Genomic DNA, 15,668 nt, shown 5'->3' on the forward strand with positions numbered 1-15,668 from the left:
GGTCGCAGGTCACAACCAACCCAGGATGGTAGCTGGCGCACATGGCTGTGACCCTTATCTCGCCGCGCGACCGGCCACCGGCGTGTCGATCGACACCCTGGCCAACTCCGCGGCGCCGATCATGCCCGCGGCCTCTCCGAGCTGGGTGGTACGCAATCTGGCCAGCGGCCGATGCCCGGATCCGGTGACCGCGCTCGCGTAGTGTTCGCGCGCCTCGTCGAGGAACAGCGGCGCCGAACTGCTCACGCCACCCGCGATCACCACGAGGTCGGGATCGAACAGATCGCTGACGAAAGCGAGGCCGAGTCCGAGCCAGCGGGCGAAGTCGGCCATCACCCGGACCGCGAGTGGGTCGCCGTCCTGGGCCGCGTTCGCGACCCGTCGGCCGGTGAGCGAGCCGGGATCACGGATCACGTCACGGGCCAGCACCGAGCGCACGGGGTCGGTGGCGAGCATCTCGATCGCGGTGTCGGCCAGTGCCGTTCCACTGCAGTAGCGCTCCCAGCAGCCGTGTTTACCGCAGGGGCACGCGCGGCCCTCGGGGACGACCTGGAGATGGCCGAGTTCGGGGGCGATGCCGTGGCTGCCGCGATAGAGCCGACCGTCGATGAGCAGCGCGGCGCCGATGCCGGTGCCGATCGCGACGAGCACCACTGTCTGCCCGCCCGCCGCCGCGCCGAAGCGGTACTCGGCCCAGCCCGCGGCGTTCGCGTCGTGTTCGAGGATCACCGGCAGGCCGAGGCGCGCGGTGAGCCGTTGCGCGACGGGGGCGTTCTGCCACGGTAGGTGCGGCGCGAACAGGACCGTCGATTGATCCGTGGAGATGAAACCGGCGACGGCGAGCCCGACCGCCGCGATCGGATGGCGCCGGGCCAGCTCGCGCACCGAGCGGTCGATCGCGTCCTCTAGCGCACGCGCCGAATGCGGGGTCGGCGCCTGCACGGTGTCGAGCACCTCGCCCTCGGCGTCGACCACCGAGGCGCGAATGTTCGTGCCACCCACGTCGATGCCGACGGTGAGCAGGTGTTGAGGGTCGATCCGGCTGGTCATCCCCGGATCGTCACCGGGATGTCGACATAGTGCGAGCGTGGCGCGCGAGCGGTGGCCGAGCGATCCTCGGTGGTGGCGAAAGCGCCTGTGCCCGACGCGTTCGCGGCGGTATCGGCCGATTCGGGGGCGATGTGGGGGGCCTGCGGGGTGCGGGAGGTGCGTGGCGCGGAGTACTCGTCGACCCGGCGGGGGCGCGGGGCGCTGGCAGCGTTCTTGCGGGAGGTGCCCCACTTCGGCCCGCTTCCGGCGTCGGCTTGCGCGGCGGTGGTGTGCTGCTGTGGGCCGGATGCGGGGTCCTCACCTGTAGGACCGGCCGCAGTGGGGTCGGAATCGGGGTGTGCCGCACGTCCTCGAGCGCCGGCACCGTCGGTCGAATCCGGGTGGCCCGCAGCGTGATCGGCCCACTCCGGGGGCATGACCGGTTCCACGGGGATGCCCGCGAGGGCTTCGCGCAGGACCGTCACCAGGGAGGTGCCGTGTTCGGCGAGGGCCGCGACGACGTCGTGGTGGTCGCCGCGCACCAGGGCCGCGGCCGCGCAGACCGGGCACCAGGCGCAGCCGCCCAGGTCGGCTCGGCCGTCGGCGGCGGTGCGGCGCAGCACCGGTTCGACTCGGGCTAGCAGGACTTCGGAGAGTAGGCGCAGCTCCTCGGTGAACTCGGCGAAGCCGTCGTGGCCGTGGCGCTCGGACTGGGAGTCAGTGCTCATCTGCGGTGGCCTTCGTGTAGTTCGGATCGGCGGGCCACACCCGCGGATCGGGCCGGAAGCGGACCACGAGGTGACCGGTGTCGAGTTCGGCGCCCGCCACCGTGCAGCGTCGCAGCACCGGCGCGAGCCGTACGCGTGTGCGTACCCCGTCGGCTCCCACGATCAGATCGTCCTCCACTCGGCCCAGCCGCAAGGTGCCGGGATCGACCACCGGTAGCCGCATCCGCATCGCGTACACGGAGTCGACACCGGAGCCGGACTCCCATCGAACCACCGGTTCACCCGATTCCGTGCCCTGCGCGTGTGAGGCGGACGGCGTGTCGACCGAATGCGAGAACGCCGACAGCGAATTCACCCCCACCGGTTCGGCACCGGCGTGCTGGGCGATCAGAATCGGGACATCGGTGAGTTGTTCGTGCAGCCGGGCCACCACCTCGAGTTGCTCGGCGCGGCGGTTGAGATACCAGTGCACGGCCGGGTGGGCGTCGTCGCCGGGCGGCGGCACCGGGGCCAGCACCTTGTTCACCACCACCGCGTCCATCCGCAGGCCGAGCAGCGCGGCCGCCGAACGCACCCGTCGCGCCTCGGCGACGGCGACCTGTTCGGGGCCGGTGATCAGGCGGGCGCTGGTGCGAGTGCGGTCGGCGAGCAGGTCGCGAACCTGCGTCACCGCCACCACGATCCGTTCGACCGCCGCCGCGAGCACCGCCTTGCGCAGGTCGAGCCCGATCGCGCTCATGGTGCGCGCGTGCTTGGGCCAGAGCCGTTCGAGGTAGTTGAGCAACGTGTCGGGAGCGGTGACGATGCGCAGCATGTCGGCCGAGGGCGGGCAATCGACGACGATGACGTCCCAGTCGTTCTCCTCGGCGTACTGGCCGATCTCGACCAGCATCAACAGTTCCTGCACACCGGGTAGTCCGGTGAGCTCGGCTGGGTCGAGCGCCGCCAGGTCGAAGCCGTGATCGTGGCCGCCGCCCGTGGCCAGCATGGCCACCACATCGCGGAAACGGTCTTCGAGCAGGGCGAGGGAGTCGATCTCGATCACTTCGATACCAGGCGCCACCCTGGCCACTCCGGCGACGGTGCCCGGATCGTGCGGGAAACGGAAACCGAGCGCGTCACCGAGCGAATGGGCCTGATCCAGCGAGGCGATCAGCACGCGCTGACCCGAGCGGGCATAGGCCATGCTCGTCGCGCAGGCCAGCGTCGTCTTCCCGACACCACCCTTGCCGACGAACAGTTCGACGCGGGTACCGCCCGGGGCGCTCAGCCTTCGACCCGCTTCTTCAGCTCGTTGAGCGCGGTGTCGGTGATGACCTTCTCGGCTTTGCGTTTGAACATGCCGATCATCGGGATGTTCAGATCGACGGTGAGTTCGTAGACCACCTCGGTGCCGCCGCCGGGCCGGTCGAGCAGTTCGTAGCTGCCGTCCTGGGCTTTCTGCAGGTCACCGCTGAGCAGACGCCATGACACGGCTTTGCCGTCGGCCCGCCAGGTGTAGGACAGCACGTAGGTGTCCTTGACGACGCCCGCGTCGAGCACGAACCGGGCGGTGGCCGCGCGGTCCTGCGCGTCCCGCTCGATGACCTCCACCGACTTCGCGGCAGCCACCCACTCCGGATAGGACTCCAGATCCGCGATGACGGCCATCACCTGCTGCGACGGTGCGTCGATCAGGATCGATCTCTGAGTCCGGTCAGCCATGGCGCCCAAGCCCTCTTCTCTGTTTATGGCGGCTGGTGCCGCGGTTCTCCTTTGTCGCACCCGTGCCGGTCGGTCCATCGGCGAAGGCGCGCCGAGAACGTGCGTCAGGGGGCGGCGACCGCGGGTGCGACGCCCGCGGGTCGACCGGCTTCGAGCCGTGCCTTGAGTTCGAACGCCATGGCGCGGCCCGCGACCCGGCGGGACCGATTGGCCGCGGCCAGCACGCGCGCCGACTTCGGTTCGGCCGCGGGTTCGGCGTGCAGGAAGTAGTGCAGGATCGCCCCCTCCGGGACTGCCTCGAGCCATACCTCCATGGTGCCGGTCAACGCGCCCGCCACCGTCCAGCGGATGCCTTTGTCGCCGCGATCCTCGCGCACGTCGAGGCGCAGATCGGGCCACCAGCGGCGCCAGTTGTTCGCGGCGCTCAGCACCTCGGCGATCGCGGCGCCCGGTGCGGCGAGGAAGGTCTGATCAGCGACCTGGATACTGCTCACCCGGCTGAGCGTAGTGGACGCCACACCGGGTCCGGGCAGGGTGTCACCGCAGCAGTTCCCGCAAGCGGGCGCCCTGCCGGTCCCAATGCCAGTTCTGCTCCACCCAGGCCCGGCCCGCGGCGCCCATCTGGGCGGCCTTGTCCCGGTCGGTGAGCAGCTCGACGATGGCATCGCTGATCTGCGAGACCGACCGGCCGTGCACCACGATGCCGGTCTCGCCCTCGCGCACGGTCTCGGGGGCGCCACCGGAATCGCCGGCCACGACCGGGACCCCGGAGGCCGACGCCTCGAGGAACACGATCCCCAGACCTTCGACGTCGAGGCCCGCCCCGCGCGTGCGGCACGGCATCGCGAACACGTCGGCGATCGTGTGATGGGCGGCCAGCTCGCCCGAGGGCACCCGCCCGGTGAACACCACACTGTCCTGCACGCCGAGGGCCTCGGCCAGCGCGCGCAGCCGCGTCTCGTAGGGTCCACCGCCCGCGATCACCAGCACCGCGCCGTCGACGCGCTCGCGGATCTCGCTCATCGCCACGATCAGCATGTCCTGGCCCTTGCGCGGGACCAGCCTCGACAGGCAGAGCACGGTCGGGCGCTCGCCGAGTCCGTAGCGGGCGCGCAGCTCTTCCCTGGCCGCCGGGTCGGGCCGGAACTCGGTGGGGTCGACGCCCGGCGGCAGGTGCTCCAGCGCCGCGCGCGGACCGAAGGCCGAGGCGAAGCGGCCACGGGTGTACTTGCTGACATAGGTCACCACATCGGTGTGCTCGCCGATCGAACGCAGCACCTGGCGCGATCCCGGCAGCATCGACCAGCCCACTTCGTGACCGTGGGTGCTGGCCAGGATGCGCTCGGCGCCCGCGCGTCGCAGTATCGGCGCCATCACCGCCAGGGGTGCGGCCGCACCGAACCACACTGTGTCGCAACGGTGTTCGCGCAGCAGCGCGCTCGCCCGCTTGATGACCGAGGGGGTCGGCAGCATCAGCGTGGTCGGATGGCGCACCACCTGGAACTTCTGTGCGGCGTCGAACTTCTCGTGGCTGTCACCGCGCCAGCGCGGTGCGTACACCACCAGGTCCTCGGGCGGCAGCTGATTCGACAGTGCCTGCAGATACGACTGGATTCCGCCCGGCCGAGGCGGGAAATCGTTGGTAACCAGCAGAGTTCGGGCCATAAGAGAACAACCTAATCGGTCGGCTGACAGGTGGGCGGACGTGGTCAGGCGTAGCCGCGATCGTCATGCAGCGCGACCGCGCAGCCAGGCCCGCCACCCGTCGAGCACCTCGGTGCGCGAGGCCCCGAGCACGGCGGTGAACGCGGCGTCCTGCGCCGTGGGGGACTGCGGGCCGGTGGCCAGCCGCTTGTACAACGTGATGAGGGCGGTGGTGCCGTAGCGGTCGGCGAGGAACGCGCAGGTGCTCCACGCGCTTTCGTAGGAGTAGGCCGCGTCGACACCGGTGAAGTCGGCGTCGGCGACGAGTTCGGTGGGCACGGTGCCCGCACGCAACCGAGTGGTCAGCGTGGGCGCGATCTGGGAGAAGGTGGTTTTCTGATCGCGCTGGGCGACGTACTCGGCGAAGCCTTCCAGCATCCACAACGGTGCGCCGTCGGTGGTGTCGGCTCTGGTGGCGAGGTGGGTGAGTTCGTGACGCAGCAGCGTGGCCAGACCCTCGGTGCCGACGCGCCGACGCGCGTCGGGGTTGAACACGATGCGCTGGTCGGTGGGCTGGGTGCCCGGAGCGTAGGACCCGGTGAGCGACACGGCGGCTACGTCGGTGCCGGTGGCGCCCGCGGACCTGGTGAGCGCGGTGAATTCGGCGGGCGTGCTCGCCACGACCACGACGGGCGCGCGATTCCAGTCGGTGCCCCACACCGCGCTCACATCCGAAATGGCTCGGCCCAGTTGATGTTCGAGGACATCGAGGTCGGCGCGATGGCTGGGATGCGCCACCAGCAGTGCCGGGGAGGCGGCACCGTCGGCGACTTCACGGACCAGGATCGGGCCGTAGGGCTGTAGCTCGCGGCGCACCGGGCTCAGACGCGGATTGTCGAGGCCCTCGGAGGTGTCGAGCACCTCGGCCTCGTCGGTGGCCAGCTGTAACGAGCCCGCGTTGCGCGGCAGCAGGATCAGTGCGACGCACGCTCCGGTCAGCAGCGTGACCGAGGCGAGCGTGATGCAGAATTCGAGGCGGCCGTTCGACGAGAACCACGAACGTAGGCCCGCACGGGGGAACGGATCGGTCACCGGTCCGGCTCAGTATCGCCGGGCCGAGTGATACGGGGTGGTGTTGATCGGCGCGACAGCGACCGGCACACCGAAAGTGGAGGCGTGCACCATCATTCCGTTGCCCGCGTAGATGCCGACGTGGGTGATGTCGGGATAGAACAGGATCACGTCGCCGGGCAGCAGTTCATCCTTGGACACCGGCGTGCCGTAGCCCGCCTGCTGGGAACTGGTACGCGGCACGTTCTTGCCGACCTGCTTGAACGCCCACTGCACGAGGCCGGAGCAGTCGAACTGGTCGGGCCCGGTGGCGCCCCAGACATACGGATCGCCGACGCGGGTGAGCGCGGCGGCCAGCGCGCTGGTGCCGCTGCCGGGAACCAGGCCCGCCAGCAACGAGTCACGGTCGAAGCCGGGCGGGAACGGCGAACCGGCCAGGGTCGACTTGTCCCGGGCCGAGAGCTGGCTCCACGCCTCGACCACGGAGGTGGTCGACGCGGCGAGATCCTGGCGTTTGCGTTCGACATCGGCGCGCACCGCGTCGGCGGCGGTGGTCGCGGCATGCGCGGCCTCGGCGGCGGTGCGGGCGACGGTGTCGGCCGCGGTGGCGGCGTCGGCGGCCTGTTTGAACTGGCGGACCGTCTCGGTGGTCTGCTGAGCCAGCACGTCCAGCGTCGACATCTTGTCCAGCAACTGCTGTGGTGAACCGCTCGACAACACGGCGAACATGCTGTTGGTGCGCACTCCGGTATAGGCGGCCACGGCGGTGCGGTCGATCATCGGCTGGAACTTGCGCACTTCGGCGCGGGCGGCCTCGACGACCGCGGAGGTAGCGGCGACCTTGTCGTCGGCGTCGCGTTGCAGCGCGAGCTTGGCGTCGAGATCGATCTGCGCGGTGAGCGCTTGTTGGTTGAGCTGTTCGGACTGGCGCGAGAGGTCGACCATCCGGGAGATCGCGTCGGTCGCGGTGGTCGGCAGGGCGACGGGGTCGGCGCCGGAGGGGCCGGCGGTGTAGATCGCGCACACCAGGATCGCGGCGGACAGGGTTCCGGCGAAACCACGCGTAGCGTGCGAATTCCGGTGGTGTGCAGTCACAGTGGCCCGTGCCCCGTTCTCTCGTTGTCCGCCGATACAGCGCAATACCTGAGCGCGATCTCCTCGTCAGCCGAGAAGGTCTCGATCAGGTTACGGAACCGCACGCATGCGTGTCCAGTAAAAGGTACGTGCGCCGTCCAACCCAGTGGACGGCGCATATACCCAGACGATCACTGCGGCTTCGGTGCGCCCTTCCCCGCGAACGACGCACCGTGCCCGGCAGATCAGAAGCGGCGAGCACCCGCGAACGGCATCGACGACAGCGCCGCGATCTGGACCGGGGTGCCCGCGGTGGAGGCGTGCACGACGTTGCCGTCGCCCGCGTACAGGCCGGAGTGGCCGCCGCCGTAGAACGACACCATGTCGCCGGGCTGGAGCTCGTCGATCGAGACCGGGGTGCCCGCGCCCAGCTGGGCGTCGCTGGTGCGCGGAATGTCCATGCCCGCCTGGGAGTAGGCCCACTGGACCAGACCCGAGCAGTCGAAGGCGTTCGGGCCCGCGGCGCCGTAGACGTAGGGCGAGCCGATCTTGCTCAGCGCGGCATCGAGGGCGATGTCGGCGGCGGTGGCGCGCGGTGCGGTGAAGACCTGCGGTGCGGCCGGGATCTCGATACCGGGCACACCCTGGGGCAGCGGAATCTCGTTCGGAACCTCGAACGTGCCGATGCCGGGCACGGTCACCGGCGTGGCCGATGCCGGGGCGGCCGGCAGGAGGAACGCGCCGATGGTGGCAGCGCCGACGGCTCCGACGGCAACGGCACGCTGCGCCTGACGCTTGACGGTGTTGTTCGCCATGATGCGGAACTTCCAATCTGCCCCACGACGCCGTGTCCGTTTGACGCGGCGGGCTTCGTCTCGCTGACCGTTTCCGATCGGCGGGACTCCGTGAGGTCTCGAAAAGGTTACGAAGACATCACGGGGGTTTGTAAAGTCGGACATCGGTCCAATGGGGGTTCGGTGCGATATCACCGGGGAAAGTGTGCGAGCTGGGTCACACCCGATCACGAAACGATAACGCCAGGTCGCGCCGATCGCGATTTCGAGTGCTACCGGCGCGTCGCCAATAGGGCTCACGCGGTGGTTTTCGCCTCTCGAAACGGCAAATCCGCAGGTGGTGCGTGCTCATGGTGATCATCGCCGGTGCGCCGCGAGGTTCGCCTCGCGGGCGGCGCGCCGTAAGCTGCGGCGCGCGCAGATTGGTAAGGCCACTTACCCATTGAAATCTGATGAATTCATGTGAATTCGATAAATATGTGAGCCCGGTCACTATTGTGTTTGCTCTCGGTCATTTTGTTCGCATCAGAACGAAAGTCTCGCGCCGAATTGTCGGCTTCGGAGTTCACGGGTCCACGTTGTGCCGGGTCGCGGGACGGGCTGTTTCGTGGTATTCGCATGCTCGCCGCTTGGCGGGAAAGCCGTTGTGGCCGTTAGGGTACGGCCGAATGTTCGCAGTTCGAAGGGGGCGCGGGTGGCCGACGACCAGGTTTTGACCGACATGCTGACGATGCTGGAGCGCAGTCCGGGGGTGCTCGCGCTGCGCGTGTGCGTCATCGAGCTGCTGATCGAACGGGAGCGTTACGCCGACGCGCTGGCCCACTGTGGGACAGCGCTCGGCCACGAACCGGGGAACGCCCAGGTCCTGGCCCTGATGATGCGCTGCACGACAGCGTTGTCCGGTGGTTCTCCAGCACCGGCCACCACCTCGGTCGCCGCGAGCGCCACCCCCGCGTCCGGCTCGGCCGCCGCATCCTCCGTCGCTCAGCCGGACTTCGACTGGGCCGCCGCCGAGGACGAGGTCGGCGACATCATCGAACCGGCATTCGTGCACGGCGTCCCCACCGAGTTCGTCACCGACGACGACGCCGCCACCGTCGAACGCCCGACCCTGCGCCTGGCCGACGTCGGCGGAATGGTCGAGGTGAAACAGCAACTGGATCTGACCCTGCTGGGTCCACTGCGCAATCCCGAGCTGGCCAAGGCGTTCGGCACCTCGGCGCGCGGCGGCCTGCTCCTCTACGGGCCGCCCGGGTGCGGCAAGACGTTCATCGCCTCGGCGGTAGCGGGTGAACTCGGCGCCAACTTCTACCCGATCGAGATCACCGACATCCTCGACATCTACACCGGCGCCAGCGAACGCAATGTGCACAGCATCTTCGAAATGGCCCGGCGTAATGCTCCCTGCGTGCTGTTCCTCGACGAGGTCGACGCGCTCGGCCACAAACGCAGCCAGATGCAGGCCTCGACGACCATGCGCACGGTCGTGAACCAGTTGCTCACCGAGATGGATTCGGCCACCCACAGTAATGAGGGGGTGTTCGTGCTCGGCGCGACCAACCATCCGTGGGATGTCGACGTCGCGCTGCGCAGGCCGGGCCGATTCGACCGGATGATCTTCGTCGGCCTGCCCGATCTCGCCGCCCGCACCTCGATCCTGCACTACCACCTGCGTGACCGGCCCGTGGCAGGCATCGACCTCGATGCCCTCGCGGCCCGCACCGACGGCCTCTCCGGCGCCGACCTCGCCCACGTCTGCACCTCGGCCACCCAACTGGCCATGGCCGACTCGATGCGATCGGGCGAGGTCCGCCCGATCGGCATGGCCGACGTGCAGGCGGCGCTGACCCAGATCCGGCCGAGCACCGGGGCCTGGTTCGAATCCGCCCGCAACGTCGTCGAATTCGCCAACGGCGATGGCAGCTATGACGAACTCGCGACCTACCTCAGACGGATGAAGCGGCGCTGAGACGCCGATGAGCGAACGAGAGCCCGACACCGGTCCCGGCGTCTGCCACCGCGCCGCGGCCGTATCGCGCGAGGAACAATGGTGGCGGCGTCCAGCGCAAACATATGGTCTGGGCGGCGCTGGTGCTCGTGACGCTCGTGTGGCACGGCGTGCTGGCTGTGGCCGGTGGCTCCGACTCGCCGTCGACTGGATCGGCCTCGCGGACAACGACCTACCCGCGGTCCTGTTACCGGTTGCCGCCGAGCTACCTTCAGCCGTTGCCGAGTCTGCCGAAGTTCCCGTCGGACCGTTGGCCGACCGGAAAACCCTGGCCGACACCGCGTCCGTCCCTCCCGAACGCGCCGCAGGGCGGTTGAGCCGGGACCGCGCACCTCGCCGGCGACCCGAAGGCCGTGGGACGCGGCCGCGCCTGAACCTCGGGAGGACCGGCCACTGCCGATTCGTTCGACGCGGCGAGGTTGTCGGACCCTCGTCCTACGCTGCTCGCCGTGCCCGATCCCGTTCCGCTCCCGGCTGCCGCTCGGCAGCTGGCCTTCGATGAGCTCGATACCCCGCTGTATGCCACCACTTTCGTTGTCGTGGACCTCGAAACGACCGGGACCAGCGCTGATCGGGACGCGATCACCGAGATCGGGGCGGTGAAGGTGCGCGGGGGAGAGGTGCTGGGGGAGTTCGCGACACTGGTGAATCCGGGGTACGCGATTCCGCCCGCCATCGTGCAGATCACCGGGATCACCACGGCAATGGTGTACGACGCGCCGCGGATCGAGGGGGTGTTGCCGGGGTTCTTCGAGTTCGCGGCGGGGGCGGTGCTGGTGGCGCACAACGCGCGATTCGACACCGCGTTTCTCAAAGCGGCCGCGGCGCGTCAGGACATCGCGTGGCCCAATCCGCAGGTGCTGTGCACCGTGAAGCTGGCGCGGCGGGTGCTCACGCGCGACGAAGCCCCGTCGGCGCGGCTCGGGGTACTGGCGCAGATCCTCGGTGCGTCGACCACACCGACGCACCGCGCGCTCGACGACGCCCGCGCCACCGTCGACGTGCTGCACGCGCTGATCGGGCGGGTCGGCAATCAGGGTGTGCACAGCCTGTCCGAACTGCTCGACTATCTGCCCGGCGTCACCGGAACCCAGCGCGCCAAGCGCACTTTCGCGACCGACCTGCCCGCCGCACCCGGCGTCTATCTCTTCCGCGGACCGTCGGAGGAAGTCCTCTATATAGGGACGGCGGTGAATCTGCGCCGTCGCGTGCGCAATTACTTCACCGGTTCGGAGACCCGTGGCCGCATGAAAGAGATGGTGGCACTGGCGATTCGGGTCGACCATGTGGTGTGCGCGCACGGCCTCGAAGCGGGGGTGCGCGAGCTCCGATTGCTCGCCGCGCACGCCCCGCCGTACAACCGCCGCTCGAAGTTTCCCCGGCGCGGGTGGTGGCTCACCCTCAGCGACGAGGCCTTCCCACGGCTGGTAGCCGTGCGCACCCCGACCCGAACAGCGTTGGGGCCGTTCAATTCTCGGATCGATGCGGTCGACGTGGCGTCGACGATCGCCGAATTCGCCGGGATGCGAACCTGCGCCACCCGCCTCACCCGCACGGCGAAACACACCTGCCCACCCGCGGTCGTCGGCGGCTGCCCCGCCGCCCGCCACGACGGTGACCACGACGCGACGAGCTACGCTCCGGCCGTCGAAGCGGTGCGTGACCTGTTCACCGGCCGCGCCGACACCCTGCTCCGCGCGATGATCGAACGCATCGAATCCCATTCCACCGCAGAGCATTTCGAGGCAGCTGCGCGCCTGCGCGACCGCACCGCCACCGTTGTCACAAAACTGCACCGCACCCAGCGTCTCGCGGCCCTGGCTCGCCTCGCGGAACTCATCATCGCGCTGCCCGACGGCGCGGGCGGCTGGGAATTCTCCGTCATCCGCTACGGCCGGCTCGCCGCCGCGGGCACCGCTGCCCGCGGCACTCCACCGATGGCCGTTGTCGATCAGATCGTCGCCGCCGCCGAAACAGTTGTTCCCGACCTGGGCATCGCGTCGTCGGGGAGTGGGACCCAGCCTCCACTGGGCGAGGCCGACGACCACATCCCACCCCTGCGCGGAGCGCCACCGGAGGAAATCGGCGTCATCGCTCGCTGGCTTGCCAAACCCGGTGCCCGGATCGTGCGAACCAGCGACGGCTACCGCGAACCGCTGCACGGCGCCGCGCGGTGGGTGGGGTGGGCGCAGCTCGCGCGAACCGCCGCGACCACCAGGAGCGAACAGGAGCAGTACCTCGCCGAACGATGACGAAGCGAGATCGCCCGCTCGATGGATGACTCGGCCCGGTCGAGGCACTACTCGGCGGGTGCGCTTTGGGGTCCTGGGATCATGGACCGGGATTCCGTGTGGCGGGTCCTATGAATGAAGGAGTAGCGGCGGATGTTCGTGAAGGTGTGCGGTCTGACCACCGAGGAGCAGATCGACTGGGCGATCGAGCTCGGGTACTCCGCGATCGGCGTCATGGTGACGACGAAGAGCAAGCGCTACCGCACCCCCGCGCAGGCGCGCACCCTCGCCGACTACGCACGCGGTCGCATCACGACCTTCGCCGTCGCCCTCGAGGCGCGCGAGGTCGCCGATGTGGCCGACGCGTTCGACGTCGTGCAGCTCTACCAGTGGGCCGACCTGCCGAACCTGGCCTTCTGCTCCTCGAACCCGCCGGCCCCCGAGCAGGCCAGCGAATATTTCTTCTACGACGCCAGCGCGGGCTCGGGCGTGTTCGAGGAGTTCCCCGACTGGGTGCGCGAGCAGCCGGGCCGAGTCGTGCTGGCGGGCGGCCTCGACCCCGACAACGTCGCCGCCGTGATCGCCCGGCATCGGCCCTACGGTGTCGACGTGTCCAGTTCGGTGGAATCGGCGCCCGGTGTGAAGAGCTATGACCTGATGCGACGGTTCAAAGCGGCCACCGAGGGGCCGGAAGTTCTAGAGTGATCCCATGATTACCGCGATCGTGATGATCCAGGCGCAGAACTCTCGCATCCCCGAGACCGCGCAGGCCCTCGCCGATACCGAAGGAGTCGCCGAGGTGTACTCCTGCGCGGGCGACGTGGACCTGATCGCGATCGTGCGCGTCCGCGACCACGCGCACATCGCGGAGGTGGTCACCTCGGGCATCGACAAGGTGGACGGCGTGGTTCGCACCACCACCCACATCGCCTTCAAGTCCTATTCCAGCGCCGACGTGGAAGCCGGATTCTCGCTGGGGGAGTGAGCCCTCGGGCTCAGCGCTCGTCGAGCACCTGGGTGAGCTCGGCCCAGCTCTGCAGCAGTTTGGCCGCCGCCCCGCTGTCCACCGCGGCGGCGGCGCGCTCGAGCCCGCCGACCAGCGCCGCGTCGAGATCGGAATCGACATCGCCGACCCCGCGGGACAGGTCGTAGGCCACGATCGCCGCGGCCGAGTTCAACAGCACCGCATCACGAACCGGCCCCGGCGTTCCCGCGAACACATCGCGTGCGACGCGGGCGTTGGCCTCGGCATCCCCGCCGCGCAGGTCGTCCAGATCCACCCTGACGATGCCGAGCCGCGTCGGGTCGAGCACCGTCTGACGAATCCGCCCACCACTGACCACCCACACATCCGTGAGGTCGGAAGTGGTGATCTCGTCGAGCCCGTCACGTCCACGCACGACCAGCGCACTCGCCCCGCGCGCCGCGAACACCCCCGCGATCACGGGCGCGAGATCGGCGAACGCGCACCCGATCAGCCCGGCCCGCGGCTGCGCCGGATTGGTCAGCGGCCCCAGCACGTTGAACACGGTCGGGATGCCGATCTCCTTGCGCGCGGCCCCGGCGAAACGCAGTCCGGAATGGAACAGCGGCGCGAAACAGAACCCGATCCCGGTCTCGCGCACCGACCGCGCCACCGACTCGGGTCCGAGCGCGAGCTTGACCCCCAGCGCTTCGAGCACATCGGCGCCACCGGCCTTCGACGAAGCCGCCCGGTTCCCGTGCTTGACCACCGGCACCCCGGCCGCGGCCACGACCACCGCGGACATGGTCGAGATGTTCACCGACCCCGAACGGTCGCCGCCGGTACCGACGACATCGACCGCGTCCCCGTCGATGCGAACCAGGCGCGCGTGCCCGAGCATCCCGGCCACCATGCCCGCCAGTTCGGTCGGCGTCGGGCCCTTGATCTTCATGGCGACGCCGAACGCCGCGATCTGGGCGGCGGTGGCGTTGTCGGTGAAGATCTCGTCGATCACCCAGGTGGTGTCGTCCGCGGCCAGGTCGCCACCGTCGACGAGGGTTCCGAGCACCTGGGGCCAGCTGCGCACGCTCATCTGCTCTGCTTCTCCTTAAACGACACCGTTGCGCCACTGTAGATCGGGCAGGCGGAGATGGCGCAAGGACATTTGCGCCGTCGGGCAAGTTTACGGGGTGGTGCGCGGCGGCTGCAGCGCGTCCCAACCGTCGGCCACGCCGTCGTGGCGCTGGGCGAGCCCGGCCATCCGCGAGCGTTCCTGCGAACAGGTCAGCGGATCGAGCCGCTGTACCCGCTGCAAGATGATCGGAACCAGGTCCGGCGCGGCAGCGGTGGCCTCGGCGCGTTCGTATCCGTCGTATCCGGCGATCTCGCACGCGGCCTCGATCTGGCCGGCGGGTAGCCGCAGATGATGGCGCAGCACCGCGTCGGCCTCCCGATCCAGCTCGCCGGCGCGGTCCAGCGCGGTCGAACAAGCCTCGACATCGTCGAAACTCGATGCGACCACGACGAGATCGTCGCGCTCCGGGTCCAACTTCTGCGTCGACCCACCGAACAGTCGCCGCCACATCCGCACCACGACCATCGTCGCCTCCTCGTCTCAGCCTATCCACATCCAACGCTGTCACAATGGGTTGTCGCGCGATCGTCGCCAACACGCCGACGGATGTCGTAGACCCCCTCTGTGCGTGGGTTTTCCGACTTGCGCCACAAACTTTCGTACCCGGGTACATGTGTCGTACTACGAAGAGTCATACTTACCCCGTGACGACCGCAGTAGGCACCCCAGGATCGGCCATTACTCAGCGTGTGCATTCGCTGAACCGGCCCAACATGGTCAGCGTCGGAACCATCATCTGGCTGTCCAGCGAGCTGATGTTCTTCGCCGGCCTGTTCGCCATGTACTTCGTTGCTCGCGCGCAGGCGCACGGGAACTGGCCCCCGGAGCCGACCGAGCTGAACATGAAGCTCGCGATTCCGGTGACGGCCGTCCTGATCGCGTCCTCGTTCACCTGCCAGATGGGTGTGTTCGCCGCGGAGAAGGGCGACGTGTTCGGCCTTCGCCGCTGGTACACGATCACCCTGATAATGGGCGCGTTCTTCGTCGCCGGGCAGGGCTACGAGTACTACCACCTGGTGGAGGAGGGAACTTCGATCGCCGGCAGCTCGTACGGCTCGGTTTTCTACATCACCACCGGCTTCCACGGTCTGCACGTGATCGGCGGTCTGATCGCGTTCGTGTTCCTGCTCGTCCGCACCACGCTGAGCAAGTTCACCCCCGCCCAGGCCACCGCCGCGATCGTGGTGTCGTACTACTGGCACTTCGTCGACATCGTCTGGATCGGGCTGTTCGCCACGATCTACTTCGTCCGTTAGCGCGCGGCGCGCACAGCATTTGCACAAGTC

The 15,668-nt window shown here is 69.0% G+C and carries 16 protein-coding genes; 5 read left to right on the top strand and 11 right to left on the bottom strand.

Translation table 11 applies throughout. The features are described 5' to 3' along the window. Positions 1 to 54: 54 nt before the first annotated feature. From OHS03_RS03800 to OHS03_RS03840, 9 genes are all read right to left on the bottom strand, one after another. Entirely contained in the window at positions 55 to 1,050 is a 996-nt protein-coding gene (locus OHS03_RS03800) for an ROK family protein (protein ID WP_328660821.1), read from the bottom strand. Beyond that, positions 1,047 to 1,757 carry a hypothetical protein gene (locus OHS03_RS03805; protein WP_328660823.1) on the bottom strand — a complete coding sequence of 237 codons (711 nt, stop codon included), beginning with the start codon at positions 1,755 to 1,757 and terminating at the stop codon, positions 1,047 to 1,049. The genes OHS03_RS03800 and OHS03_RS03805 overlap by 4 nt, the downstream gene beginning before the upstream one ends. Then, complete coding sequence (locus tag OHS03_RS03810) at positions 1,747 to 3,027, bottom strand: ArsA family ATPase (RefSeq protein ID WP_328664074.1); 1,281 nt, start codon at positions 3,025 to 3,027, stop codon at positions 1,747 to 1,749. The genes OHS03_RS03805 and OHS03_RS03810 overlap by 11 nt, the downstream gene beginning before the upstream one ends. Further along, a complete protein-coding gene (locus OHS03_RS03815) occupies positions 3,024 to 3,461 on the bottom strand; it encodes an SRPBCC family protein (RefSeq protein ID WP_056816585.1) in 438 nt (145 codons plus the stop codon). The genes OHS03_RS03810 and OHS03_RS03815 overlap by 4 nt, the downstream gene beginning before the upstream one ends. A gap of 104 nt (positions 3,462 to 3,565) precedes the next feature. Further along, positions 3,566 to 3,955 (bottom strand): hypothetical protein, encoded by a 390-nt coding sequence (locus OHS03_RS03820; RefSeq protein ID WP_056816580.1) that lies wholly within the window; start codon positions 3,953 to 3,955, stop codon positions 3,566 to 3,568. 43 nt (positions 3,956 to 3,998) lie between these two features. Beyond that, entirely contained in the window at positions 3,999 to 5,126 is a 1,128-nt protein-coding gene (locus tag OHS03_RS03825; protein ID WP_328660825.1) for a glycosyltransferase family 4 protein, read from the bottom strand. A 63-nt stretch (positions 5,127 to 5,189) separates the two neighbouring features. Beyond that, on the bottom strand, positions 5,190 to 6,197 hold the full coding sequence (locus OHS03_RS03830; protein ID WP_328660827.1) for a peptidase MA family metallohydrolase: 1,008 nt from the start codon (positions 6,195 to 6,197) through the stop codon (positions 5,190 to 5,192). Positions 6,198 to 6,206: 9 nt separating this feature from the next. Continuing rightward, entirely contained in the window at positions 6,207 to 7,271 is a 1,065-nt protein-coding gene (locus tag OHS03_RS03835) for an NlpC/P60 family protein (protein ID WP_328660829.1), read from the bottom strand. 224 nt (positions 7,272 to 7,495) lie between these two features. After that, entirely contained in the window at positions 7,496 to 8,065 is a 570-nt protein-coding gene (locus OHS03_RS03840) for a C40 family peptidase (protein ID WP_328660831.1), read from the bottom strand. Positions 8,066 to 8,738: 673 nt separating this feature from the next. On the opposite strand from OHS03_RS03840, the gene OHS03_RS03845 reads away from it, so the two are divergent. From OHS03_RS03845 to OHS03_RS03860, 4 genes are all read left to right on the top strand, one after another. Next, the gene (locus OHS03_RS03845) at positions 8,739 to 10,013 is read left to right on the top strand and encodes an ATP-binding protein (RefSeq protein ID WP_328660832.1); all 1,275 of its coding nucleotides are present in this window, start codon (positions 8,739 to 8,741) and stop codon (positions 10,011 to 10,013) included. Between the two features lie 488 nt (positions 10,014 to 10,501). Beyond that, positions 10,502 to 12,304, top strand: a complete 1,803-nt coding sequence (locus tag OHS03_RS03850; RefSeq protein WP_328660834.1) for a DEDD exonuclease domain-containing protein — start codon at positions 10,502 to 10,504, stop codon at positions 12,302 to 12,304. Between the two features lie 132 nt (positions 12,305 to 12,436). Next, entirely contained in the window at positions 12,437 to 12,988 is a 552-nt protein-coding gene (locus OHS03_RS03855; protein ID WP_328660836.1) for a phosphoribosylanthranilate isomerase, read from the top strand. Between the two features lie 4 nt (positions 12,989 to 12,992). Then, positions 12,993 to 13,268 (top strand): Lrp/AsnC family transcriptional regulator, encoded by a 276-nt coding sequence (locus OHS03_RS03860; protein WP_056816554.1) that lies wholly within the window; start codon positions 12,993 to 12,995, stop codon positions 13,266 to 13,268. Positions 13,269 to 13,278: 10 nt separating this feature from the next. On the opposite strand, the gene trpD is transcribed toward OHS03_RS03860, so the two are convergent. Both trpD and OHS03_RS03870 read right to left on the bottom strand, forming a co-directional pair. Beyond that, entirely contained in the window at positions 13,279 to 14,340 is a 1,062-nt protein-coding gene (trpD, locus tag OHS03_RS03865; protein WP_328660838.1) for an anthranilate phosphoribosyltransferase, read from the bottom strand. 90 nt (positions 14,341 to 14,430) lie between these two features. After that, a complete protein-coding gene (locus OHS03_RS03870; protein ID WP_328660840.1) occupies positions 14,431 to 14,847 on the bottom strand; it encodes a hypothetical protein in 417 nt (138 codons plus the stop codon). A 179-nt stretch (positions 14,848 to 15,026) separates the two neighbouring features. Between OHS03_RS03870 and ctaE the strand changes: the two genes are divergently transcribed. Then, positions 15,027 to 15,638 (top strand): aa3-type cytochrome oxidase subunit III, encoded by a 612-nt coding sequence (gene ctaE, locus OHS03_RS03875; RefSeq protein ID WP_056816546.1) that lies wholly within the window; start codon positions 15,027 to 15,029, stop codon positions 15,636 to 15,638. Positions 15,639 to 15,668: the final 30 nt, after the last annotated feature.

The sequence above is a fragment of the Nocardia salmonicida genome (genome assembly GCF_036142455.1).
Taxonomy (GTDB): Bacteria; Actinomycetota; Actinomycetes; order Mycobacteriales; family Mycobacteriaceae; genus Nocardia; species Nocardia salmonicida.